Consider the following 25,260-nt stretch of genomic DNA (forward strand, 5'->3'; position numbering starts at 1 on the left):
TTTTTCATGCTCGCCCCCTTCCACAGGAACTCCCATGACCGTTTACTTTATCGGCGCAGGCCCCGGCGACCCGGAATTGATCACCGTCAAAGGCCAGCGGCTGATCCGCAGCTGTCCGGTGATCATCTACGCCGGTTCGCTGGTGCCGGCGGCGGTACTGGAGGGCCATCAGGCGCATCAGGTGGTCAACAGCGCTGAACTGCATCTGGAACAGATCATCGCGTTGATCAAGGTCGCCCACGCCAGCGGCCAGGATGTGGCCCGCGTGCACTCCGGCGATCCGAGCCTGTACGGGGCGATTGGCGAACAGATCCGTCATTTGCGCGAGCTGGGCATTCCGTTCCAGATCATCCCGGGCGTCACGGCGATAGCCGCCTGCGCCGCACTGCTGGAAACCGAACTGACCCTGCCGGATATCGCCCAGAGCGTGATCCTGACCCGCTACGCCGACAAAACCCGCATGCCCGATGGCGAAGACTTCGACAGCTTGGCGCGCCATGGCACCACAATGGCGATTCATCTGGGGGTCAATCACCTGGAAAAGATCGTTGCCCAACTGCTGCCGCACTATGGCGCCGACTGCCCGATCGCCGTGGTGCACCGGGCAACGTGGCCGGATCAGGACTGGGCAGTGGGCACGCTCAGTGATATTGCTGAAAAAGTCGCGGCCAAGGGCTTTCGGCGTACGGCGTTGATCGTGGTGGGCAGGGTGCTGGCCAGTGACAGCTTTGGTGATTCATCGCTGTATCGCGCGGGTCATGCTCACCTCTACCGCCCTTGAAGGAACGCGGGCAAAACGGTGGGAGGCGAGCAAGTCCCCTCCCACATTTGATCTGATTAGTTGGATAGCGGGTGTAAGCTTCTGAATTCAAGGAAAAAAAACGGCGCTCACGGGCGCCGTTTTTTGTTCGCAGTGAACGCCTTACTCAGTAGTAGGCGTTTTCTTTCTGCGTGTGGTCGGTCACATCGCGAACGCCCTTGAGCTCCGGAATGCGCTCAAGCAAGGTGCGCTCGATGCCTTCGCGCAGGGTCACGTCTGCCTGGCCGCAACCTTGGCAGCCGCCGCCGAACTTGAGGACGGCGATACCGTCATCTACCACGTCGATCAGGCTGACCTGACCGCCGTGGCTGGCCAGCCCCGGGTTGATCTCGGTTTGCAGGTAGTAGTTGATACGCTCGTTGACCGGGCTGTCGGCGTTGACATTCGGCACCTTCGCGTTGGGTGCCTTGATCGTCAACTGGCCGCCCATGCGGTCGGTGGCGTAGTCGACCACAGCATCGTCCAGGAAGGCTTCGCTGAAGGCGTCGATGTAGGCGGTGAAGCTTTTGAGCCCCAGCGCGGTGTCTTCAGGTTTCTCTTCGCCAGGCTTGCAGTAGGCAATGCACGTCTCGGCGTACTGGGTGCCGGGCTGGGTGATGAAGACGCGGATGCCGATACCCGGGGTGTTCTGCTTGGACAGCAGGTCAGCCAGATAATCGTGGGCGGCGTCGGTAATGGTTATGGCAGTCATGGAAACTCCTCACAGGCTTGCCGGCAGTTTACGCCAAAATAATACGCAGGTACAAAGTCCTAGTATTTTTGTCGGAAAAGCATTGATCGGTGCGCCACGCCGGGCTTTCTTTCAAAGCGATAGATAGGCACCGCCGCCCAGAGGGAGCGCCTCGCCACACTTGCCTCCTTTGAGAGGCGATCATGATGAACCCGTCCCCCGCTGGGATCGAAGCCAGCCAGTCCGTCTATCTCAAGCAGTTGCTGGAACAACAAAGGGCCATGGAGCAATTGCTGAACCAACAGCCCGAGGCCGCCAGATCCCTCAGCGCACTACTCCTGGCAAAAATCCAGTCGGGATTCCCCGGATTGCCGTTGCCTATTGCACTGAAAGCTGTGAGTTACGACGAAGATATCCAACTGTGCACCCGCCCTGGCACGCACACCCTGGTGTCAACGGACACACCGGCTCGCCCATTGTCTGCGCTATTCACTGACACGCCCTGGGGCGGCGAAAACCATAACGCGCCCAACCGGCGCTACCGCTACCACGCCACGTCCACCTATCAGCTCCAGCCTGGACACCGCGTCAGTGCCACAAGTGGTGGCACCCCAACATTCGAAACCTTTCTGGACACGTTGATCCGCCAGCCGGACCAGTGTTTTCAACAGTTACTGGATGAGTATTGGCGGGGCCCGTTCGCACCAGGCGAATCGACAACCCGGCGTCAATGGCTTGCCAACCAGTTGGGCAAAACCCTGCAGGCCGAAGCGGCGCTGCGCGTAGAGGACGGCACGCTCGACACCGCCTGCAAAATCCTCATCGGCCAGCTCGTCGAGCGGCCCTGCAGCCAGGCTCGCGCGGGCCTGCCGCCAGACCAACGCCCCGCAGCCTTCGCCGTGAGGCTCAAGGGCCGCGCCAACAAACCCGATATCGCGCTGGTGGAGGTGTTTGTAATTGCCGGCAAAACCCCGGCGGCCAACGTCTCGGCAAGCACCGATATCGGCGCTGTTGTGCTGTTCACCCCTCACCAGGGCATTGAGACGCATGCCTCGCTGCAAGCCCTCGACCAGTCGCTGCGCATGCAGATGGCACAGGGTACGGCCCGCGAACAGCTGCTGAGCCTAGCCTGTTGGCAAGACCAGGCACGCGCACGCCGGTACCTGAAAAGTGCCCCCGCCTTCGTTTACACCGCCATCGACGAGCATCTGTTCCAACATCGCGTGGAGCGGCTGCTCAGATTGCAGAAAGCCGATATCGAATATGCTTGGCAGCAGGCACGCCAACAGGGTTCGAATGGTCAGCAGGTGTATGAACAATTCAATCGCCTGGCGCATCTCGGCACTTTCCTGGATCTGCGCGAACTGATGGTTGCGCGCAGTCGGCGCTACCTCGAAGCCGCCTTGCCAGCGTGGTATCAGGCGGCAAGCAAGACACACAAACAGGCGCTCAAACAGCGAGCCCATGCCGAACTGGAGGCCAATAAACGCCTGGCCGGCCAATTTCGCACCGCGGCGATCCCCACTCTGCACGCGTTCGCCAGCAGTCAACTCACGCAGCAATTGCAACGCGATTATCCCGACTGGGACACGGTCCCGGATAAGGTTCAGGTCCACATCACCACCTCCTTCAACCCCGCCAGCATGGGGGGCGGCGCGGGCGTGGACCATGTGCCCCAGACCGATGACCCGGCCACACGGCCCAGCAGTGCGGCGGTCTTGACACTGACCCAACTGGCACTGAAGAACAACACGCCGTGGGATGTCAGCGTGTACCAGTTGCTCATCGGTAAACGCACTTCGATGTCAGCCGAGGGCAAGGCGACGTCCGGCAGGCCTATAACCCTGGATGACGCGTACCTCAAATCGCTGATTAAAAAGCTCGACGTGGGCGCAGGTTACGACCGGTTGTTGCAGTTACGCCTGCTCGATCAGGGCCAGCCCCTGCGCCAGGCCTGGAGCGGCGCTTATCTCGCCAGCCTGAAAACCCAGGCACTGACCGCCAGGCTGCTCAGCGGCAGCTTCCTGAAAGACCGTGAGAACAGGGGCTATAAATGGGTCAACGCGATTATCGAGACCTTTTTGCTCAACGCCTATACCACTGTCAGTGGGCACAAGGTCGTGGCAAGCGCGCTGATTATCGCCAACTCCCCGGCAACGGCCAACGGCTACTCACTCAATGACAGCCTCATAATCAGCGTGGAAAATCGCCGCTCCGTGCCCAACGTGATCCTTTTCACTCCCTCGTGCCCCGCCGAGCACGATATTCAGGAATTTACCGACAGTGCCGCGATGCAGCAGTTTCTCCAATTGCAGTGGGACACCTCCAGCGAATGGCGCGACTACGTCCTCCAGCACTTGACAGAACTCGGCAAGGCACGCGTCACGGAGCGCAAGAACCGCATCTACAACCCGTTCGATAACCTTTACTTCGAGACGATCAACGCACCGGTCTGCGATGCACTGTACGAGCAGCAGGTCTGGACCCTGCGACACAACGCCGACGTGGCGTCGACCAGCAACGCTGAAGTCGAACGCGAATCGCTGTGGAACAAGGTCACCTTCGGCATCGATTTGGCAATCGACCTGATCGGCTTTTTACCCATCACCAGCGCTTTCAATGCGGTACGCAATATCACGCGGACCCTCATGCTGCTCAAACAGATGGGGCGCTCCAAGTCTGCCGCGCGCGCGCTGTGGTCCATCACCGGGGCCCGCAGCCGCCCGCTCCTGGCCCCCCGTTTTGATGCCGTCCCCGCGCTTCGACCGACGCCGGATCTTTCCGGGCTGGACGTGGCGGTCGACCCGCTGACCCTTGAGCGAATCCGCGGCAACCTCTACCAGAGCGCGACGTCGGTTCAGCAATATGTGCGGGTCAACGGCAAGCACTACCTGACCGACATTGCTCAGGGGCAACGCTTTCTCCACCCCGAAGGTGCAGCCGGAAAAACCCTGCGCTATCCACTGACACTGGATGCCTCCCTCAAGCATTGGCAGGTCGAACCGAAGCCCCGATTGCCTGGCGGCATGGTTCCTGTCGAAAGATCGGCGCTGCAAACGACTTATCGGGACTATGAATTATCACCCGCCGACCTCGCCGCGCTACCGAATGTCAATCAGGCGAGGCCAGGGTCTTTCAACCTGGAAAAGCTGCCCCCGGTGATCCCTGTTACCGATAATTGCGCAGCGATATTTCATGTGTTTGGCATTCAGGCAAGATTGCGTCGCCATGCCAGAAGTTATTACCGGGCGTTCGTTGCGCCTTCAAGGTCGATCGCCCTGCCGCCCCCGCGTCTGTCGACCGATGATTTGTTAAATCAGTTGTTCAGCCAACGTAGAGGCTTGATTTTCGGTGAACACCATTCGTTCCCGCTCACACGGCAGTATTTGACCAGACACGCAGTCAGCCTGAGCCGCGCGGGGGTCGCAGCGTTCTACATGGAGGTGTTCAATACAGATATGCATCAGGCTGCACTGAGGCTGTACAACGCTTCACCCAACAATCAATTGCCTCAATTACTGAGAAGCAGGATTGAACGCATGGGCGAACCAGCGGCCGGACAATCGCCATTCGACTACGTTCGATTGGTCGAAGCGGTACACGCCCAGGGCATTCCGATCCATGCGCTGGATACCACTGCCAGCTACCTCTATAGAGCAGGTGATCTCGAACTGCCACACCCGCTGACCCTCGCCGAGTACCTTGATCGCGTGACCATGTTCAACTTCTTTGCCTACAAGAGAATCAATTTCGATCAATCATCCATTGGACCGCATCGCTGGGTAGCCCTCGTCGGGGTCGGTCATTGCAACACCATGCAGGACATTCCCGGGCTGGCCGAGTTGACCGACGCAATCGGCATCCGAATGACCACACGTGTTGCCACCCAGCCGATGACACGGGTGACCCATGATCCTGGCAGGTTGATCGATTACCGCGCGCCCTCCGGACGGTTTCTTTACAGATGTGATTTGCAGGTTTGCCTGCGCAGCACCGTAAACGATCATGAACTGGCCCTTCGCCTACACAGCCCGTTCACTTTCACCACCGTCATGGCGCCCACCAACCAGGCTCTGTTGCTTTACATCAACGCACAGCACGCAGCGGTGGAAGTTGCGGTACTCGCCGACGGCTCCCAGGCGTATGTCAATCATGCGCCGTTCGGCGCGGTCAGCCATCGACGCTTCGCCGACCTTGATGCATTGACCGAAGCCTTGATCGATGAACTGGGAATGATCGAGGTTTGAGACTTGGACCGTTTGTCCCTAGAGGTCACGTTGCCGAACACATCGAAACTCACCGCCAACTGGTCATAGATGCGCTCCCACAACGGGTAGTCGAACAGCCACATCGTCTGCGGCACTTCGCCGATAGGCCTTTGGTCACCGAGGCGCCGTCGAAGTGGCGCCAGATGCTCGGCAGCGCATTGTCATTGCCTGCCCACAGCGTCGTTCTGCGCCGATTCAACGCGTGCAATTGAAGTGAGGGCAATGCTACTGGGACAGGAGGCTCGCCAACATGAGCAACATTCATGCAAAACCCTCTCATGCTCCAAATGCGCACAAGTTTGCTATGATTCACGCCCTCCGTAATGCCTGACCCAGAGTAGTCCCATGTCCGATCGTAGCGCTCGCCTGCAAGCCCTTCACCAAGCCCTCAAGGACCGTATCCTGATCCTTGACGGCGGCATGGGCACGATGATCCAGAGCTACAAGCTCGAAGAACAGGATTATCGCGGCAAGCGCTTCGCTGACTGGCCAAGCGACGTCAAGGGTAACAACGACCTGCTGGTGATCACCCGTCCGGACGTCATCGGCGGCATCGAAAAAGCCTACCTGGACGCCGGCGCCGACATTCTGGAAACCAACACCTTCAACGCCACGCGCATCTCCATGGCCGACTACGGCATGGAAGCACTGGCCTATGAACTGAACGTTGAAGGCGCACGCCTGGCGCGCCAGGTGGCCGACGCCAAGACCCTCGAAAACCCGGCCAAGCCGCGCTTCGTCGCTGGCGTGCTCGGGCCTACCAGTCGCACCTGCTCACTGTCGCCGGACGTGAACAACCCCGGCTACCGCAACGTGACCTTCGATGAGTTGGTGGAAAACTACACCGAGGCCACCAAGGGCCTGATCGAAGGCGGCGCCGACCTGATCCTGATCGAGACCATCTTCGACACCCTCAACGCCAAGGCTGCGATCTTCGCCGTGCAGGGTGTGTTCGAGGAACTGGATGTCGAACTGCCGATCATGATTTCCGGCACCATCACCGACGCCTCCGGCCGCACCCTCTCGGGCCAGACCACCGAAGCGTTCTGGAACTCCGTGGCCCACGCCAAACCGATTTCCGTAGGCCTGAACTGCGCCCTCGGCGCCAGCGACCTGCGCCCTTACCTGGAAGAGCTGTCGAACAAGGCCAACACCCATGTGTCTGCGCACCCCAATGCCGGCCTGCCCAACGAATTCGGCGAGTACGATGAACTGCCATCGGAAACGGCCAAGGTCATCGAAGAGTTCGCCCAAAGTGGCTTCCTCAATATCGTCGGCGGCTGCTGCGGCACCACGCCCGGCCACATTGAAGCCATCGCCAACGCGGTGGCCGGCTATGCGCCGCGTGCGATCCCGGACATTGCCAAAGCCTGCCGACTGTCGGGGCTGGAGCCGTTCACCATTGATCGCAGCTCGCTGTTCGTCAACGTCGGCGAGCGCACCAACATCACCGGTTCCGCACGCTTTGCCCGGCTGATCCGTGAAGACAACTACACCGAAGCCCTGGAAGTTGCCCTGCAGCAGGTGGAAGCCGGCGCGCAGGTGATCGACATCAACATGGACGAGGGCATGCTCGATTCGAAGAAGGCCATGGTGACCTTCCTCAATCTGATTGCCGGCGAGCCGGACATCTCCCGCGTGCCGATCATGATCGACTCCTCCAAGTGGGAAGTGATCGAAGCCGGCCTCAAGTGCATCCAGGGCAAGGGCATCGTCAACTCCATCAGCATGAAGGAAGGCGTGGAGCAGTTCATTCATCACGCCAAACTGTGCAAGCGCTATGGCGCCGCCGTGGTGGTGATGGCCTTCGACGAAGCCGGCCAGGCCGACACCGAAGCGCGCAAGAAGGAAATCTGCAAACGATCCTACGACATTCTGGTGAATGAAGTCGGCTTCCCGCCGGAAGACATCATCTTCGACCCGAACATCTTCGCGGTCGCCACCGGCATCGAAGAGCACAACAACTATGCCGTCGACTTCATCAACGCCTGTGCCTATATCCGCGACGAGCTGCCGTATGCGCTGACCTCCGGCGGCGTGTCCAACGTGTCGTTCTCGTTCCGCGGCAACAACCCGGTGCGTGAGGCGATCCACTCGGTGTTCCTGCTGTATGCGATCCGCAACGGCCTGACCATGGGCATCGTCAACGCCGGTCAACTGGAGATTTACGACCAGATTCCCGCCGAGCTGCGCGATGCCGTGGAAGACGTGGTGCTCAACCGCACCCCGGAAGGCACCGACGCCCTGCTGGCCATCGCCGATAAATACAAGGGCGACGGCAGCGTAAAAGAGGCCGAGACCGAAGAATGGCGCGGCTGGCCGGTGAACAAGCGCCTGGAGCACGCGCTGGTCAAGGGCATCACCACCCACATCGTTGAAGACACCGAAGAATCGCGCCAGTCGTTCGCGCGCCCGATCGAAGTGATCGAAGGCCCGCTGATGTCGGGCATGAACATCGTTGGCGACCTGTTTGGCGCCGGCAAGATGTTCCTGCCCCAGGTGGTGAAATCCGCCCGTGTGATGAAGCAGGCCGTGGCGCACTTGATTCCGTTCATCGAGCTGGAAAAAGGCGACAAGCCGGAAGCCAAGGGCAAAATCCTGATGGCCACGGTCAAGGGCGACGTGCATGACATCGGCAAGAACATTGTCGGCGTGGTGCTCGGTTGCAATGGCTATGACATCGTCGACCTGGGTGTCATGGTGCCTGCGGAGAAAATCCTGCAGGTGGCCAAGGAACAGAAGTGCGACATCATCGGCCTCTCCGGCCTGATCACGCCGTCCCTCGATGAAATGGTGCACGTGGCCCGCGAGATGCAGCGCCAGGACTTCCACCTGCCCTTGATGATCGGCGGCGCGACCACCTCCAAGGCGCACACCGCGGTGAAAATCGAGCCCAAGTACAGCAACGACGCGGTGATTTACGTCACCGACGCCTCGCGCGCCGTGGGTGTGGCCACGCAGTTGCTGTCCAAGGAACTGAAGGCCGGTTTTGTCGAAAAAACCCGCCTGGAATACATCGACGTACGCGAGCGCACCGCCAACCGCAGCGCGCGCACCGAGCGCCTGAGCTACCCCGCCGCCATCGCCAAGAAGCCGCAGTTCGACTGGAGCAGCTACACGCCGGTCAAACCGACGTTTACCGGCGCCAGGGTGCTGGACAATATCGATCTCAGGGTGCTGGCCGAATACATCGACTGGACGCCGTTCTTTATCTCCTGGGACCTGGCCGGCAAGTTCCCGCGTATCCTTGAAGACGAAGTGGTCGGTGAAGCCGCCACTGCGCTGTACGCCGATGCCCAGGAAATGCTCAACAAGCTCATCGACGAAAAACTCATCAGTGCCCGCGCGGTGTTCGGTTTCTGGCCGACCAACCAGGTACAGGACGATGACCTGGAAGTCTACGGCGACGATGGCCAGCCGATTGCCCGGCTGCACCACCTGCGCCAGCAGATCATCAAGACCGACGGCAAGCCGAACTTCTCGCTGGCCGACTTTGTGGCGCCCAAGGCCAGCGGTGTAACCGACTATATTGGCGGCTTCATCACCACCGCCGGCATCGGCGCCGAGGAAGTGGCCAAGGCCTACCAGGACGCGGGCGACGACTACAATTCGATCATGGTCAAGGCCCTGGCCGACCGCCTGGCCGAGGCCTGCGCCGAGTGGCTGCACCAGCAGGTGCGTAAAGAGCATTGGGGTTATGCCCAGGACGAAGCGCTGGACAACGAAGCGTTGATCAAGGAGCAGTACAGCGGCATCCGCCCTGCCCCGGGCTACCCGGCGTGCCCGGACCACACCGAGAAAGCCCAGTTGTTCCAGTTGCTGGACCCCGAAGCACGCGAACTGCACGCCGGGCGCAGCGGCGTGTTCCTCACCGAGCACTACGCGATGTTCCCGGCGGCGGCGGTCAGCGGCTGGTACTTTGCCCACCCGCAGGCCCAGTACTTTGCCGTGGGCAAGGTCGACAAGGATCAGGTAAACAGCTACACCGCACGCAAGGGCCAGGATCTGGCCGTGACCGAGCGCTGGCTGGCGCCGAACCTGGGCTATGACAACTAGGATTGTCAGGCCAGTCGTGCTGCTCGCGACCCGCGTTTAGCGAAGCAGCAGTTGCAGGCTGAACGGGTAACGGTAGGACGCGGGCTTGCCCACCGCCGACAATGCGCGAAAGTCCACTGCGGTCGGCGGCCCGAGTAAATGCCGGGCCTGGTTGGCATCGATCAATTGGAACAAGGCTGCCTGGCGATCGCGGCCGCCGTGGGCGTCGAGGTCTACGCCCTTGGCGTGATCATTGATCAACACCATGGCCCAGCCTCCCAGCGTGAAATGCCCGGCCACCAGGGTGGTCAGCCGTCCGTCCAGCCGCGCCTGCAGAATTTCCGGCGAGCTGTTAACGGCACTGAAGAGCACATCCTTGCCCGGCATTCGCCCGCTCGCTTGCACGGCCTGCATCGCGCCCAGCGCCATCTCATCGTTGGCAGCCCACACCAACGCCGTCTGCGGGTTGCGTTTGAACAACTGCGTGGCCTGCTCAAAGGCCCGCTGGCGGTTCCATTCGCCATAGACCAGTTGGCGCAGACGCACTTCGGGATGCTCGGCCAGGGCGCGGTGCAGGCCGCGCTCACGCAACTGCGCAGCCGGGGTGGTCTTGCTGCCGGAAAATGCCAGCAGGTCGATGGACGCCCCGGGCGCCAGCGGGCCGTACTGGCGCAACAGATCGATGAGCATCAGGTAGCCGGCCTGCTCGTCATCGGCCACCAGGCTGGCAATCCAGTCGGGATGCTGGTGGGTGCCCAGCAGTTGAGCCTGATCGGCCGTCAGCGCGTTGTTCACGATCAGCAACTTGACCCCGCTGCCCTCGGCCATGCGCAGGATCTGCGGGGCGATGTACTGCTCATTCACCAATACCAGGTAATCCGGCCGCGCACTGCCCAGCAGCGCTTCACGGGCCTGGGCCAAGGTAGTGTCGGAAACGCGCTCGGAATAGCGCACGCGCAAATCCAGGCCGAGGTCAGTGGCGGCAGCCTGCATGAATTGCGCGTAGTTGACCCAGAAGGCTTCCGTCGACATACCCGGATTGAGAAACACCACGGACGACGCCTGGACCATCGCCGCGCATGTCGAGCCGAGCAGCCATACACACGCAATCAGAACTTTCAACATGGTTGTCCAAGCCTTGAATATTGACCGCCATCATAGTGGCAATACGACAGGCAATCGAGACACCAGCGAAAAGGTCGTTATGGATGCCCAACCCAGAAAAGCGCTGTGCCCACCACCAGCACAACCAGGAACAGAATGGCCCAGGCATCCACGGTAATGCCGGGTTTACGGACTTTTGTAGAATTGCTCATCGCATCGCCTCTTGTCGGTTTTATAGGTGATTGCATCAAGACTCGAGCACAGTAAAGTTCATGCTTGCCCATATGACAAATGTGGGTATCGCGATAACGGTTCGCATTAGTCATTTTGGTTATTTGCATATACTCAAACATCACTTTTGCGCATAAACGCAACCTGTTATCGTGCGCCGGCTCCGTTGGGAGTGCGCGGCCGTGCGCGCAGATTTGCCGAGAACAGGACCTATATGTACGTATACGACGAATACGATCAGCGCATCATCGAGGACCGCGTCAAGCAGTTCCGTGATCAGACCCGACGCTATCTGGCAGGCGAACTGAGCGAAGAAGAGTTCCGCCCTCTGCGCCTGCAAAATGGCCTTTACGTTCAGCGCTTTGCGCCGATGCTGCGGGTGGCTGTGCCCTACGGCCAACTGACCTCGCGCCAGACGCGCATGATGGCCAAGATTGCCCGCGACTTCGACAAGGGCTACGCCCACATCAGCACGCGCCAGAACGTACAGTTCAACTGGCCGGCGCTGGAAGACGTGCCGGACATCCTTGCCGAGCTGGCCACCGTGCAGATGCACGCCATTCAGACCAGCGGCAACTGCCTGCGCAACGTCACCACCGACCAGTTTGCCGGTGTGGCCGCCGATGAGCTGATCGACCCGCGCCCCTGGTGCGAGATCGTGCGTCAGTGGACCACGTTCCACCCCGAATTCGCCTACCTGCCGCGCAAGTTCAAGATCGCCATCAACGGCTCGACCTCGGACCGCGCCGCCATCGAGGTGCACGATATCGGCCTGGAGCCGGTGCACAACGCCGCAGGCGAGCTGGGTTTCCGCGTACTGGTGGGTGGCGGCCTGGGCCGTACCCCGGTGGTCGGTGCCTTTATCAATGAGTTTCTGCCGTGGCAGGACCTGCTCAGCTACCTCGACGCGATCCTGCGGGTTTACAACCGCTACGGCCGCCGTGACAACAAGTACAAGGCCCGGATCAAGATCCTGGTCAAGGCGCTGACCCCTGAAGTGTTCGCGCAGAAAGTCGATGCCGAGATGGAACACCTGCGCGGCGGCCAGACCACCCTGACCGAAGCCGAAGTGCATCGCGTGGCCAGGCACTTCGTCGACCCGGATTACAAAACCCTGAGCAATCAGGACGCCGAGCTGGCGGCGCTCGATCAGCAGCACCCGGGTTTCGCCCGCTGGCGCACCCGCAATACCCTGGCGCACAAACAGCCGGGCTACGTGGCCGTGACCCTGTCGCTCAAACCCACCGGCGTTGCGCCGGGCGATATCACTGACAAGCAGCTGGACGCCGTCGCCGACCTGGCCGAGCGCTACAGCTTCGGCCAACTGCGCACCTCCCACGAGCAGAACATCATTCTCGCGGACGTCGAACAGAGCCAGTTGTTCGCCCTGTGGGGCGAGCTGCGCGAAGGCGGTTTCGCCACGCCGAACATCGGCCTGCTGACCGACATCATCTGCTGCCCGGGTGGCGACTTCTGCTCCCTGGCGAACGCCAAGTCGATCCCGATTGCCGAATCGATCCAGCGTCGTTTCGATGACCTGGACTACCTGTTCGACATCGGCGAGCTGGACCTGAACATCTCCGGCTGCATGAACGCCTGTGGTCACCACCACGTCGGCCATATCGGCATCCTGGGCGTGGACAAGAAAGGCGAAGAATTCTACCAAGTGTCCCTGGGCGGCAGCGCCAGCCGCGATGCGAGCCTGGGCAAGATCCTCGGCCCGTCCTTCGCCCAGGAAGCCATGCCCGAAGTGATCGGCAAGCTGATCGATGTGTACGTCGAACAGCGCACCGAAGATGAGCGTTTCATCGACACCTATCAGCGCATCGGCATTGACCTGTTCAAGGAGCGCGTCTATGCAGCGAATCATTAAGAACAACGAAGTCCTCGACGAAACCTGGCACCTGCTGCCCAAGGACGCGAGCTTCGATGGCATCTCCAACTGCGACGACCTGATCGTGCCGCTGGCGCTGTGGCGCGAACACGGCCACGCCCTCAAGGCCCGCGACGGCGGCCTGGGTGTGTGGCTGGACGCCGACGAGGAAGCCGAAGAGATCGGTGCCGACGTGGAACACTTCCAGGTCATCGCCCTGAACTTCCCGGCCTTCACCGACGGGCGCAACTACTCCAACGCGCGCCTGCTGCGTGACCGCTACGGTTACAAGGGCGAACTGCGCGCGATTGGCGACGTACTGCGCGACCAACTGTTCTACCTGCGCCGCTGCGGGTTCGATGCCTTCGCCCTGCGCGCCGACAAGGACCCGTACGAAGCGCTGGAAAGCCTGAAGGACTTTTCGGTGACGTACCAGGCCGCGACCGACGAACCGCTGCCGCTGTTTCGGCGACGCTGAGTCTGACGAATGAAAAAGCCCTGGCATGCCAGGGCTTTTTTATGGGCGCTCATTGGTGATATGACCCACCGTACTGAGCCTCTGTGGCGAGCAGGCTTGTCCTGCGTTGGGCGGCGCAGCAGCCCCAAAGCCAGGCGCTGAGCCGTATCAGGTACACCGCGTTTTGCTCGATTGGGGGCGCTTCGCACCCCAACGCAGGACAAGCCTGCTCGCCACAAGGATGAGATTGCCTGAGATGACTTATGTGCAGCCAATACTTAGGGTGAAATTTCAGGACTTAAGATCGAAAGGTCATTTTGTGTCTTATAAAGTTGTCCAGCTTCAGCGAGGCGGCGATAAAAAACACACGCTGAGTCAGCCGAAAATCACAATACATTACTCAATATTTCAGAACCAAAAACCCTGAGAGACGAGCATCATACATTCGCCCATAAAAACAATAACTTAACCTCGCTTAGGACGCGTACGTAGGAAGTTGCAGGAATCGTCCGACTGATTTTTTCTTGTAAAGTCGCGATGCCTATATATTCTGAATCGCCACAAGACAAGCAAGACACCGCCGCCACAAGTATTACCGCCTCTTCAATACCCAGCCACACTATAAAATCAAAAGCAAAGAACTCAAATAAAAATGAGCACATTGAAAATTTTAAAAAACAAAAACGACAACCTATATTACTCCCTTTCGATATTTATAAACTTGGACGTCCAAAGAAGTTTATTCGTACTTTACCTATTGCAACTTGGAATCACCCAAGGCGAGATAGGCATCCTTCAATCTTTTTTATTTTTCTCCTCCGTCGCACTGGAACTACCTTCTGGTTTACTCGCCGATCGTTACGGACGCAAGCTCTCTCTTATCATCGGTTTTTTAGGGTTATCGCTCAGTGGTATTGGCTTTTTGCTATTTTCATCTTTCATTCCTTTCGCAATTATATTTTGTCTATTCGGCGCCAGTATTGCCATGGGCTCCGGTTCAGATAGAGCACTGTTATATGACAACTTACTGGCCAACCATCGAGCTGACGAGTACCCCATGATATTATCAAGAGCCCGCGCTATTGGTGCAGTGTCACTGGGTTTATCCATGCTGCTGGGTGGTATATTACAAGACACGTTATCGTGGAACGCCGTTTATATTTTCTTTGCGATATCAAAAATTATTGGCGCCATCGTCGTGACATTCATCCCCGAAATAAAACTCCCGCCCTTCTCATCAACTCCCCATAAGAAAAGCAACTTCATCGATAAGGAAGCCGATGGAGTCTTCACTTCGCTCATTCATTTTTTCCGCTCCAAAAAAGGCGCCTTTCTGATACCTTTATTTATCGGATATGCTCTATTCGAGCTTTCAACGATCCCTTTGTTTATTTACGGACAGCCGTTTTTTTCCATGCAGGGCTTGGAAGTGCCTGTCATTGCTGGCATTTATGCTGCCGTCGAAGCTATCTCAGCAGGCATGTTCATGGTGGCTGGTTTTGTTTGCTCCAGATTCTCGCTCGGCCTCATTGCTTTCACTACAACCATCGCCGCTACTTTTCTTCTTTTCGTTTTATCATTGGACATTGGGATAATAACTTCTATTGCAACCTTTCTTATCATCATGTCCCTCCCTGCCCTCTATGAAACCTCATACGAAACCTATATACATGACAATGTCGAGTCACGTATCCGAGCCTCTTGCCTCTCCTTCGCCAACTTGATTAATTCAGTTATTATCGGCATCTCCTATACTGTTTTCGGCGGACTGCTGGACACATATGGCTTCTCCGTCACTCTGATTATCGTTGCAGCTTTCTGTCTTGCTGGCTTGTTGGGTGTCAGCGCAACCTTACTATTAGGTGGACAAAAAACTCATTTAAAAAAACAGGCTATTTAAAGCGCTCCGCTCTTCTTCAGGCACGCTCCAGTGCTGTGCCAGAGCCTCTCCTGACGCAATCTTCACGTTAAAAACGGAGCATTCGCCGTGATCGAACTGTCCCCTATTGATCAGAAATTTTTTACCTCACTGACGATTGGAGTTCTTCATGGCGAAAATCAACCTGGCCCAGCAATTGGCGACCACCCTTGAACAGGCGGGCATCAAGCGCATCTGGGGCCTGACCGGCGACAGCCTCAACGGCCTCACCGACGCCCTGCGCACCATGGACAACATCGAGTGGATGCACGTGCGCCACGAAGAAGTCGCCGCGTTCGCCGCCGGTGCCGAAGCCGCCGCCACGGGTGAACTGACGGTGTGCGCCGGCAGTTGCGGACCGGGCAACCTGCACTTGATCAACGGCCTGTTCGACTGCCATCGCAACCATGTGCCGGTGCTGGCAATCGCTGCGCAGATTCCGTCGTCGGAGATCGGCCTTAACTATTTTCAGGAAACCCATCCTCAGGAGCTGTTCAAGGAGTGCAGCCATTTTATCGAGCTGGTCAGCAACCCCGAACAGATGCCCCAGGTGCTGCACCGCGCCATGCGTTCGGCGATCCTCAACCGTGGCGTGGCGGTGGTGGTCATTCCGGGGGATGTGTCGCTGCTGGAGGTAGACGCCAAGCTCAAGCCGTGGCCGGCCCTGCATGCGCCGCGTAGCGTGCCGGCCGAGCCAGACCTGCAGCGTCTTACCGAGATGCTGCAGAGCAGCCAGAAAGTCACGCTGCTGTGCGGCAGCGGCTGTGCAGGCGCCCATGACCAGGTGGTGGCGCTGGCCGACGCGCTGGGCGCGCCGGTGGTGCATGCCCTGCGCGGCAAGGAGCATGTGGAGTGGGACAACCCGTTCGATGTGGGCATGACCGGTCTGATCGGCTTCAGTTCCGGCTACCACGCGATGCTCGATTGCGACACGCTGATCATGCTCGGCACCGACTTTCCGTACCGCCAGTTCTACCCGACCGACGCGAAGATCATCCAGGTCGACCGCGACCCGCAGGCCCTGGGCCGTCGTGCCACGCTGGACCTGGGAATCGCCGCCGACGTCGGCGAGACCATCGCCGCGCTGCTGCCACGCCTGACGCGCAAATCCGATCGCAGCTTCCTCGACACCTCCCTGAAGCATTACCACAAAGCGCGCCAGGGCCTGGATGACCTCGCACAGCCGTCAAAAGCCGACCGGCCGATCCACCCGCAATACGTTGCGCGCCTGCTCAGCGAACTGGCCGACGACGATGCAATCTTCACCGCCGACGTCGGCTCACCCACCGTGTGGGCTGCGCGTTACCTGAAGATGAACGGCAAACGCCGCCTGATCGGTTCGTTCAACCACGGCTCCATGGCCAATGCCATGCCTCAGGCGATTGGCGCACAGGCGGCGTTCCCTGGCCGGCAGGTGATTTCGATGTCCGGCGACGGTGGTTTTGCCATGCTGATGGGGGATTTCATCTCGTTGGCGCAACTGAACCTGCCGGTGAAAGTCATCGTGTTCGATAACTCATCCCTGGGTTTTGTCGCCATGGAGATGAAAGCGGCCGGCTATCTGGACACGGGCACTGAGCTGAAGAATCCGGATTTCGCCGCCATGTCCAACGCCATGGGCATCCTCGGGATTCGCGTGGAGCAGTCCGAAGACCTGGAGCCGGCCCTGCGCCGCGCCCTGGCCCACGATGGCCCGGTGCTGGTGGACGTGGTCACCGCCACTCAGGAACTGGTGATGCCACCGACCATCAAGCTGGAACAGGCCAAGGGATTCAGCCTGTACATGCTCAAGGCAGTGATGAGTGGGCGTGGGGATGAGGTGATTGAACTGGCACGGACCAACTTGCTGCGCTGATCCTGAGCTGACTACATCGTCCAGGGTGGGAGCAGGCGTGCTCTCACCCTGGATATCAGTGGTCGCTCAACCGTTGTGTTTTTCTACCCACTGGCCAAAGGCATCGATAAATGCCTGCAGGAACGGCCGAGTCTTTTCCGACACGTTCCCCGACTCATCAAACACATTCCCGGCCCCACCGAGGTAGGCTTCCGGCTGCTGCATGCACCACACGTCCAGAAACACCAGGGACTGGCGCAGATGGTGGTTGGCGCCAAAGCCGCCGATGGCGCCTGGCGACACGCTGATGATCGCACCGGGCTTGGCGCTGAAGGCGCTTTTGCCATACGGGCGGGAGCCCACGTCAATCGCGTTTTTCAACGGGGCCGGCACTGAACGGTTGTATTCGGGGGTGACGAACAGCACCGCGTCGGATGAACCCACCTGACTGCGGAAAGTGCTGTAGGCTGCCGGCGGTGATGCACCGTCAATGTCCTCGTTGTAGAGCGGCAGATCGCCAATTTCGACAATGTTCAACCTGAGGTTGGCAGGGGCCAGTTCGGCCAGTGCCAGCGCGACTTTGCGGTTGATCGATTGTTTTCTCAAGCTGCCAACCAGGACGGCAATCGTGTAGACCTTGCTCATTGAGGTTTCCCGACGTCTGACTAAAGGAGCCTGTAGTTATAAAGTCTTCGGGGCGTGTTCACCAGAAGCTTTTTGCGATTCACGCCGGGTTTGCCTCGCAGACTCTTGTGTAGGAAGCGGCTGAACTCGTCAGCGAATAGTATTTTTTTCCCATAGGTAAACTACCCGGCTTCTTGACGGTCTACACCACCGCAAATCGAGTGTTTATCTCCAGAGGTTCTAAGCAGATGGCAGCAGTACTTGTCGGACAGTTTCATGCCAGAGACGCGGAAGGCCGCGTGTATTCCGTGCATGAGTTCCAGGAATCCAACCCGGCGCAAGGCGACCTGGCTGGCTCGGCGCCCACCACTACCTACAAGCTGGCCATTGGCGACCGTGTAGAGAAACTGGAAGGCGATGAATTCAGACTGATTCAATCGGGCACGGTTATCGTCCGCGAATCAAAGACCACCCTCGCCTCATAAGATCTCGCCTCATCTACCCGCTCAGTCCTGGCCATTGACGGCATTGACTGGGCCGGGGTCGATCAGGGACGACGCATCTCCGTCAGCTCTATGCCCTCCTCTCCCTTGATCTGCTTGAGCGTCACCATCAGGCTGCCCCGCTCCCCCTCGACCGCAAACAATGAACGCAGGTAACCCGGCGAATCGGCCACCGGATAGGCCTCGACCTGCCTGACCAGCGTGATCCCCAGAATCGCGCCCACCTGCTCGTCCACCTGTTGCTGGGCGCGGATATAGCGTTCCAGTACCGAGTGTTCCGGGATGATTTCGTCTTGATTGTGCAGGAGATAAGCAGCCGCACACCCCACGGTCACCAGGACCAGGAGCTGCTTGACCGTTACCCCGCGAAACAGCGAGGGCATGCGCATTTGAGACCAGACCTGTTTTTGTTGTAAGTACCGGCGTGCCGGCAGTGGTCGTTGATGATCAGACGGCGTCATTCTAGTGAGATCGTGGCCCAACGCCATATGCATGGCCGACGCCAACTGTCTTTTTTGCGCACAATGGCCTGCGCCATTGAATACCCACGGCGCTGCACATAGACTCCGGCCATGCGTTTACGTCATATCGAAGTCATTCAAGCCATCCTGCAGACCGGGCACCTCGGCACGGCCGCCGAGTGGCTGCAACTCCCCGTGGGCGATGTACAAGCCTCGCTCAAGGATGCCGAGCAACAACTGGGCTTCATGCTGTTTGCCAGCGTGCGCGGGCGCCTGCAGGCGACGCGCGAGACCCTCGAATTACAGGCGCACATTGCCCACCTGTACGAAGCGCTGGAGCCGGTGCAACGCCTGGCCAGCCGCTTGAAACATCACCACGCGCCCACCCTGCACGCCCTCTGCACCCCGCCCCTGGCCAATCAACTGCTACCGCAAAGCATTGCCGCATTGCGTCGCCGCTTTCAGGACACGCCGTGCAGCCTGTCGAGCCAGCCGACGCGCGAGATCGTCAGGAGCCTGTTGCTTCACGAAGCGCAGGTGGGGCTGAGCCTGCATGATCCGGAACATCCGCAGATCCGGAGTACCCAAGTAGCCCAGGGCAAACTGCAAGTACTCGCCCCCCGAGGCTGGCTCAAGCCACGGCAAAAGTACATCGCACTGCAGGACCTGGCCGGGCAGTCGCTGATCGGGCTTGAAGGGCACGACCCCTTGAGTCGTCTGCTGGACGCCAAACTGCAAGCCCTGCGCCCGCTGCCGGTGGTGCAGACGCGGGTGCAGACTTACCAGATGATGCGCAGCATGGTGGAGGCCGGCGAAGGCCTGGCGATTGTCGACCCGTTCACGGCAGCCGGCGCGCAGGAGGCCGGACTGGATGCCTGCCCGCTGTCGCCGCCCATCCCGGTGGTCCTTTACGCATTGATGTCGAAGAACGTCGAACCCACGCCCGCGCTGAACGCGCTGCTGGAGATCGTTGCGCACAAGGCCGAGGCTCTGCTGGCGGGCACTTCGCCCCATACGCCTGTCGCGTAACAGGCTCTCCAGGCCCCAGCGCTGGATCGGTTCATGACTGCGCTTTCAGCACCGTCTCGGACTTGAATAACCGATACCAGAAAATCGCCACTTCGCGGGTTTGCGGGTCGATGCCGCGATAGCGCAGGTGGTCGATACCCCCCATCACATAGCCGCAGCGCTCATACAACCGGCACGCGCCGAGGTTGTTGTTCTGGGTTTCGAGCATCATGCCCGGCAGGTTTTTCTTGCGGCTCCAGAACTGCGCCACATCCAGCAACGCCTTGGCCACGCCGTGACGCCGTGCCGGCAGGATCACCGCCAGTTCGTCGACATGGGCAAACCCGTTCCAATTGGTGCTGACCACGATATGCCCCACCGGGCAATCATCCAGGTAGGCCATAAAGATCGCACTGTCGGGCGCATCGCGAAAACTGGCGAACTCCTCGGGGTCGATGCCATAACACTTGCGGTACGGCAGGATACGCTCCACCTGCCATTGATCAACGCGCTTGCCCATCTCCGGCACGCCATAGGCACTGACCTCAAAGCTGAAATCGTTGCCCCACACATAGGCATCAAAGCCTGCATCGGCGACCCGCACACTGAGCCCTGGATACTTCGGGTTCATGACAGCTTGCATAACGTTCCTCAACCCTTGATGCCATCTACGGTGTAACAACGACCACTGCCGTCATCCTCATGTTGAACCCATGCAGATCGGCATCCATCGACACCGCCTCCACTTCGCAGCGCGCAGCGTTTGGCCAGGGCGCGGCGAAACACAAACACTTCCTGCCACAAGGGTAGAAGCCGGAAGCGGATGTGGCGAATGAAGATTTCACGGTTCAAGGCGATCAACCGTGGGAGGAGACCTATTCCCTCCCACACGGTCGATCGCATTTGAATCCGAGTCATTGTTGAGTCAGTTGAGTCCACAGCGCCGGCGCACCCGCAGACTTGGCAATCGCCTCCAGCCGCGCCACATGCTCGGCCAAATCCTGCTCACTGGCGCGGATGATCGGTGTGGGTGTGCGATCGGCCGGCAGGCGGCGGATTTCCGAAGGGCGGTTGCCCGAGCCTTCCGCCGAACCGCTGCCGTCGGACGCGTTACCGGCCAGGGAGAGGCTGGTCTGCCCGCCGGTCATGGTCAGGTAGACGTCGGCGAGAATCTCGGAGTCGAGCAAGGCGCCGTGCAGTTCACGGTTGGAGTTGTCGACGCCATAACGCTTGCACAACGCATCGAGGCTGTTGCGCTGGCCCGGGTGACGCTCACGGGCCATCATCAGGGTATCGAGGATCGAACAGTGCCGGGAAATATCCGCACGGTCCGTCTGCCCCATCAGGGCGAACTCGTTATTGATAAAGCCGATGTCGAACGCCGCGTTGTGGATGATCAACTGCGCGCCGTTGATGAACTCGAAGAACTCGTCGGCCACCTCGGCGAAACGCGGCTTGCCCTTGAGGAATTCGTCGGTGATGCCGTGGACGCCAATCGCGCCTTCGTCACTTTCCCGGTCCGGTTGCAGGTACACGTGGAAGTGCCGCCCGGTGAGGCGACGACCCATCAGTTCGACACAGCCGATTTCGATGATCCGGTGGCCGTCGGTCACCGGCATGCCGGTGGTTTCGGTATCGAGTACAACAGATCGGATGGCCATCAGGGTTCAGCTCTCAACGGTGTGGTGGAGTGTGTAGAAGGCGCGATGTTAACACGGCAGCCGGCCTCAGCTCTGCTTGTAGCCGCGCACCTCATCCACGCCACGGTTGGCCAGTTGGTCAGCGCGCTCATTGCCTGGATGGCCGATATGCCCGCGCACCCATTTCCAGGTGATGTTGTGGCGATTGCATTGCTCGTCGAGCAGTTGCCACAGGTCGGCGTTCTTGACCGGCTCCTTGGCCGCCGTCTTCCAGCCGCGCTTCTTCCAGTTGACCATCCACTCGTTGATGCCCTTCATCACGTATTGCGAGTCGGTCACCAGCAGCACGTCGCAGCGCCGCTTGAGTTCCTCGAGGCCGCGAATCGCGCCCATCAGCTCCATGCGGTTGTTGGTGGTGTTGGCTTCGCCGCCCCACAGTTCCTTCTCCACGCCCTTGCACACCAGCAATGCGCCCCAGCCGCCAGGGCCAGGGTTGCCCTTGCAGGCGCCATCGGTGAAAAGTTCTACGGTATCGGTCATCGTTTGCTCGGTCTTGAATCAATAAAGAGGGGTTTACGGTTCGCTTTGCTTGCGATTGACCTTGGCCATCGGCATCGGCACCAGCTTGCCCATGGGCTGGCGGGCCACCTGACGCACCGGACGCAGGCCGACCACGATCTTGCGCGCCACCAATAGATAGAAGCCGCCACCGGCCAATTGCCAGGTCCCCGCGCGACGTTCCCAGCCGGCCAGACGGCCCTGCCACCGGGTCGAGGCAAGCGGCGGACGATAGCACCCGAAGCGGCGTTTCTCCAGCGCGAAGCCCAGCAGGTTCAGCCAGTCCCCCACCCGTGAAGGCGCGATGCAGCGTGCCTGGCGCAGGCCGTCCTGGGCGAACACATGACGCAGGCCCCAGGTGCTCCAGGGGTTGATGCCGATAATCAGCAAATGGCCACCGGGGCGCACGCTGCTCGCCGCTTCACGCAACAGGCCGTGGGGCGACAGGCAGAAATCCAGGCCATGCTGCAACACCACCACATCAGCGGCGTGCTCGCTCAACGGCCAGGCCTGTTCCTCGCAGACAATCTCCACACCGGGCAACGGGGCCCCCAGGCGCACATTGCGCTGCACCTGCGGCGCGGCGGGCGGGGTCTGGGCCGATGGGCCGTAATGCACCAGGTAGCCGCCAAAGAACCGGCCCAGCTCGTCTTCGAGCATGCGCCGCTCCTCCTCCAGCAAAAATTGCCCGATGGGCCCGGACAGCCATTCGCGGGCTGCGCCGATCAGCGCGAGCCACTCAGGATCGGCCTGGGCGAACGCTTTATCAGTCATTGCATTCTCCTACTCGCCTGGACGTTCTAAGATGCACCAATGTGTTCAGCTTGGCGAATCGAAGAATGATACAGATCAGTGCCCTGCCCGCCTTCACCGATAACTACATCTGGTTATTACAGGACCCGCATACCCGCCGCTGCGCCGCTGTCGACCCCGGCGATGCCGCGCCGGTGCTGGCCTGGCTTGGGCAGAACCCGCAGTGGACCCTCAGCGACATCCTCGTTACCCACCATCACCACGACCATGTGGGCGGTGTTGCGCAGCTCAAGGACGTGACCGGCGCCAAGGTCTACGGCCCGGCCAGCGAGAACATCCCGGCGCGGGACGTGGCCCTGCACGACAACGACCGCATCAGCGTGCTGGGCTGGGACTTTGACGTTTACAGCGTACCCGGCCACACCCTCGGCCATATCGCGTTTTATCACCAGGGCGTGCTGCTGTGCGGCGACACCCTGTTCGCCGCCGGTTGTGGCCGCCTGTTCGAGGGCACGCCTCAGCAGATGTACGCCTCGTTGCAGCGTCTGGCCGACCTGCCCGACGACACGCAGGTGTATTGCACCCACGAATACACACAAAGCAACCTGAAATTTGCCCAGGCGGTGGAACCGCACAACGCCGATATCGCCGAACGAGTGGAAAACGTCCGCCAATTGCGGGCTCGCGGCGAGATGACGCTGCCCTCGAACCTGGCTCTGGAAAAGCGCACCAACCCCTTCCTGCGCACCTCTGAAACATCCGTTAAACAAAAAGCGGACGAACGGGATGGTCGTGACAACCGGGCTGGGGCCGAGGTGTTTGCCAGCTTGAGGGCATGGAAAGATACGTTCTAAGCCTACGTATTCTGATACGTAATTTCTGAATGGTTGACCGGAACCAAAGCGCTTTCTAGAATCGCCCGACATTTTTGCCCGGAACTTACTTCCAGCCAATGTCGTCATCTATTCGTAAATCCATCTCTTCAGACGCATTGACCCGCCTGGCTCAAGCCGTGGCGGTGGCCGTTTCCGCAACTCTGGCGGGCTGCCAATCCACACAATATGCTGCACAATCCACCGTGCAACCCAAACCGAATCTTGCTGCCAAGATCAAGCAAAAACCCATCTGGCTTTCAGAGAAGCCCAGCCCCGAAGTGCCCCAGGATGTCTGGGAACGCATGCGTCGGGGCTTTCAATTACAGGACAGCGCAGGCGTCAACCCGCGCATCGAGCAACAGCGCCTGTGGTTCGCCAGCAATCCATCCTTTCTGGAAAACGCCGGCGAACGCGGCAGTCTCTACATTCATTACATCGTCGAACGCCTCGAAGAGCGCAACATGCCGCTGGAACTGGCGCTGCTGCCAGTGATTGAAAGCGCCTACAACCCGATGGCCTATTCGCGCAGCGATGCGGTCGGCCTGTGGCAGTTCATTCCCTCCACCGGGCGTTACTTCAATCTGCGCCAGACCCGCGCCTACGATGGCCGCCGTGATATCACCGCATCCACCACCGCCGCCCTGGATTACCTGACGCGCCTGCATGACATGTTCAACGGCGACTGGCTGCTGGCCCTGGCGGCCTACAACGCCGGTGAAGGCACGGTAAGCCGCGCCATCGAGCGTAACGAAAAGCTCGGCCTGCCCACTGACTACTGGAACCTGCCCCTGCCCCAGGAAACCCGCGACTATGTGCCCAAGTTCCTGGCGCTGTCCCAGGTGGTGCTGGCGCCTGAAGCCTATGGCGTCAATCTGAACCCGATTGCCAACACGCCCTACTTCGAAGTGGTTGAGGTCAAGCAGAGCATGGACCTGTCGCGGGTCGCCGCGCTGGCGGAAATCGACGAGGACGAACTGTTCCAGCTCAACCCGGCCCTCAAGCAACGCACCACCCTCGACGGCCCCCAGCATCTGCTCGTCCCCAGTTCCAAGGCGCACCTGCTGACCAGCACGCTGTCGACGATGAAACCCGAAGAACTGCTGGCCATGCGCCCGAAAAAGCAGGTACTCGACGAAGTCGAGACCGCACGCGTGGCCGGGCGTACCCGCAACTACAAGGTGCGCAGCGGCGACAACCTCACGCTGATCGCCAAGGCCAACAAGGTCGACGTGCATGACCTGCAGCGCTGGAACAAGCTCAATGGCCAGGCGCTCAAGGTTGGCCAGACCCTGGTGATGCAGGACACACGCCGCGCCGTGGCCAGTGCCAAAAAACCGGTGCAGTACAAGGTCAAGAAAGGCGACTCGCTGTCTATCGTCGCCAAGCGCTTCAACGTCGAGATGCAACATCTCAAACGCTGGAACCCGCGCACGGGTCAGGCGCTGAAGCCGGGGCAGATGCTGGTGGTTTCGGCACCGCGCTGAATCCTCGGCAACACTGAAAATCCAATGTGGGAGGGGGTTTGCTCCCGACAGCAGTGATTCAGCCAGCGCATGTACTGGCTGACACACCGCCATCGGGAGCAAGCCCCCTCCCACATTGGTTCTCCATCATCTAAACCGGCTTTT

19 protein-coding genes and 1 pseudogene are annotated in these 25,260 nt (G+C 59.8%); 11 read left to right on the forward strand and 9 right to left on the reverse strand.

What is annotated here, in order from left to right; genetic code table 11:
• The first annotated feature begins 34 nt into the window (after nt 1-34).
• Nucleotides 35-781: a precorrin-4 C(11)-methyltransferase gene (cobM, locus tag ACXX81_RS12275; protein WP_209981229.1), complete on the forward strand. Its 747-nt coding sequence runs from the start codon at nt 35-37 to the stop codon at nt 779-781.
• A gap of 145 nt (nt 782-926) precedes the next feature.
• Here cobM and nfuA read toward each other — a convergent pair whose 3' ends face one another.
• A complete protein-coding gene (gene nfuA, locus ACXX81_RS12280) occupies nt 927-1,511 on the reverse strand; it encodes a Fe-S biogenesis protein NfuA (protein WP_003190728.1) in 585 nt (194 codons plus the stop codon).
• Nucleotides 1,512-1,693: 182 nt separating this feature from the next.
• Between nfuA and ACXX81_RS12285 the strand changes: the two genes are divergently transcribed.
• Nucleotides 1,694-5,737 (forward strand): hypothetical protein, encoded by a 4,044-nt coding sequence (locus ACXX81_RS12285; RefSeq protein ID WP_458571758.1) that lies wholly within the window; start codon nt 1,694-1,696, stop codon nt 5,735-5,737.
• 23 nt (nt 5,738-5,760) lie between these two features.
• On the opposite strand, the pseudogene ACXX81_RS12290 reads toward ACXX81_RS12285, so the two are convergent.
• Nucleotides 5,761-5,942 (reverse strand): annotated as a pseudogene (locus tag ACXX81_RS12290) (fatty acid cis/trans isomerase); the annotation flags it as partial.
• Nucleotides 5,943-6,103: 161 nt separating this feature from the next.
• Here ACXX81_RS12290 and metH point away from each other — a divergent pair.
• Nucleotides 6,104-9,814: a methionine synthase gene (metH, locus tag ACXX81_RS12295; protein ID WP_458571759.1), complete on the forward strand. Its 3,711-nt coding sequence runs from the start codon at nt 6,104-6,106 to the stop codon at nt 9,812-9,814.
• A 36-nt stretch (nt 9,815-9,850) separates the two neighbouring features.
• Here the strand turns inward: metH and ACXX81_RS12300 are convergent, their stop codons facing one another.
• Nucleotides 9,851-10,918 carry an ABC transporter substrate-binding protein gene (locus ACXX81_RS12300; RefSeq protein WP_209981224.1) on the reverse strand — a complete coding sequence of 356 codons (1,068 nt, stop codon included), beginning with the start codon at nt 10,916-10,918 and terminating at the stop codon, nt 9,851-9,853.
• Between the two features lie 424 nt (nt 10,919-11,342).
• Here ACXX81_RS12300 and ACXX81_RS12305 point away from each other — a divergent pair, with 424 nt between their 5' ends.
• The 4 genes from ACXX81_RS12305 (at nt 11,343) to poxB (ending at nt 17,231) form a co-directional block, all read left to right on the forward strand.
• Nucleotides 11,343-13,001, forward strand: a complete 1,659-nt coding sequence (locus tag ACXX81_RS12305) for a nitrite/sulfite reductase (RefSeq protein WP_209981222.1) — start codon at nt 11,343-11,345, stop codon at nt 12,999-13,001.
• Nucleotides 12,985-13,479, forward strand: a complete 495-nt coding sequence (locus ACXX81_RS12310) for a DUF934 domain-containing protein (protein ID WP_003235539.1) — start codon at nt 12,985-12,987, stop codon at nt 13,477-13,479. Before ACXX81_RS12305 ends, ACXX81_RS12310 begins: the two co-directional genes overlap by 17 nt.
• Nucleotides 13,480-14,110: 631 nt before the next feature.
• Nucleotides 14,111-15,358 (forward strand): MFS transporter, encoded by a 1,248-nt coding sequence (locus tag ACXX81_RS12315; RefSeq protein WP_458571760.1) that lies wholly within the window; start codon nt 14,111-14,113, stop codon nt 15,356-15,358.
• A gap of 148 nt (nt 15,359-15,506) precedes the next feature.
• On the forward strand, nt 15,507-17,231 hold the full coding sequence (poxB, locus tag ACXX81_RS12320; protein WP_458571761.1) for a ubiquinone-dependent pyruvate dehydrogenase: 1,725 nt from the start codon (nt 15,507-15,509) through the stop codon (nt 17,229-17,231).
• Between the two features lie 66 nt (nt 17,232-17,297).
• Here the strand turns inward: poxB and ACXX81_RS12325 are convergent, their stop codons facing one another.
• Nucleotides 17,298-17,855: an NADPH-dependent FMN reductase gene (locus ACXX81_RS12325; RefSeq protein WP_209981214.1), complete on the reverse strand. Its 558-nt coding sequence runs from the start codon at nt 17,853-17,855 to the stop codon at nt 17,298-17,300.
• A gap of 227 nt (nt 17,856-18,082) precedes the next feature.
• Here ACXX81_RS12325 and ACXX81_RS12330 point away from each other — a divergent pair, with 227 nt between their 5' ends.
• Entirely contained in the window at nt 18,083-18,319 is a 237-nt protein-coding gene (locus ACXX81_RS12330) for a hypothetical protein (RefSeq protein WP_057009432.1), read from the forward strand.
• Nucleotides 18,320-18,381: 62 nt separating this feature from the next.
• Here the strand turns inward: ACXX81_RS12330 and ACXX81_RS12335 are convergent, their stop codons facing one another.
• Entirely contained in the window at nt 18,382-18,726 is a 345-nt protein-coding gene (locus ACXX81_RS12335; protein WP_209990280.1) for a hypothetical protein, read from the reverse strand.
• A 183-nt stretch (nt 18,727-18,909) separates the two neighbouring features.
• Between ACXX81_RS12335 and ACXX81_RS12340 the strand changes: the two genes are divergently transcribed.
• Nucleotides 18,910-19,827 carry a LysR substrate-binding domain-containing protein gene (locus tag ACXX81_RS12340; RefSeq protein ID WP_209981212.1) on the forward strand — a complete coding sequence of 306 codons (918 nt, stop codon included), beginning with the start codon at nt 18,910-18,912 and terminating at the stop codon, nt 19,825-19,827.
• Nucleotides 19,828-19,858: 31 nt separating this feature from the next.
• On the opposite strand, the gene ACXX81_RS12345 is transcribed toward ACXX81_RS12340, so the two are convergent.
• The 4 genes from ACXX81_RS12345 to ACXX81_RS12360 all read right to left on the reverse strand — a co-directional run bounded on the left by ACXX81_RS12345 (nt 19,859) and on the right by ACXX81_RS12360 (nt 22,778).
• Nucleotides 19,859-20,437 carry a GNAT family N-acetyltransferase gene (locus ACXX81_RS12345; RefSeq protein WP_209990277.1) on the reverse strand — a complete coding sequence of 193 codons (579 nt, stop codon included), beginning with the start codon at nt 20,435-20,437 and terminating at the stop codon, nt 19,859-19,861.
• 283 nt (nt 20,438-20,720) lie between these two features.
• On the reverse strand, nt 20,721-21,461 hold the full coding sequence (gene dnaQ / locus ACXX81_RS12350; protein WP_209990274.1) for a DNA polymerase III subunit epsilon: 741 nt from the start codon (nt 21,459-21,461) through the stop codon (nt 20,721-20,723).
• Between the two features lie 72 nt (nt 21,462-21,533).
• Complete coding sequence (gene rnhA, locus ACXX81_RS12355; RefSeq protein WP_003207474.1) at nt 21,534-21,986, reverse strand: ribonuclease HI; 453 nt, start codon at nt 21,984-21,986, stop codon at nt 21,534-21,536.
• A gap of 33 nt (nt 21,987-22,019) precedes the next feature.
• On the reverse strand, nt 22,020-22,778 hold the full coding sequence (locus tag ACXX81_RS12360) for a class I SAM-dependent methyltransferase (protein WP_209981210.1): 759 nt from the start codon (nt 22,776-22,778) through the stop codon (nt 22,020-22,022).
• A 65-nt stretch (nt 22,779-22,843) separates the two neighbouring features.
• Here ACXX81_RS12360 and gloB point away from each other — a divergent pair, with 65 nt between their 5' ends.
• Both gloB and ACXX81_RS12370 read left to right on the forward strand, forming a co-directional pair.
• A complete protein-coding gene (gloB, locus tag ACXX81_RS12365; RefSeq protein ID WP_209981208.1) occupies nt 22,844-23,611 on the forward strand; it encodes a hydroxyacylglutathione hydrolase in 768 nt (255 codons plus the stop codon).
• A 98-nt stretch (nt 23,612-23,709) separates the two neighbouring features.
• Nucleotides 23,710-25,116 (forward strand): transglycosylase SLT domain-containing protein, encoded by a 1,407-nt coding sequence (locus ACXX81_RS12370; RefSeq protein ID WP_231421801.1) that lies wholly within the window; start codon nt 23,710-23,712, stop codon nt 25,114-25,116.
• Nucleotides 25,117-25,260: the final 144 nt, after the last annotated feature.

This window comes from Pseudomonas sp. GNP013, from assembly GCF_054343995.1.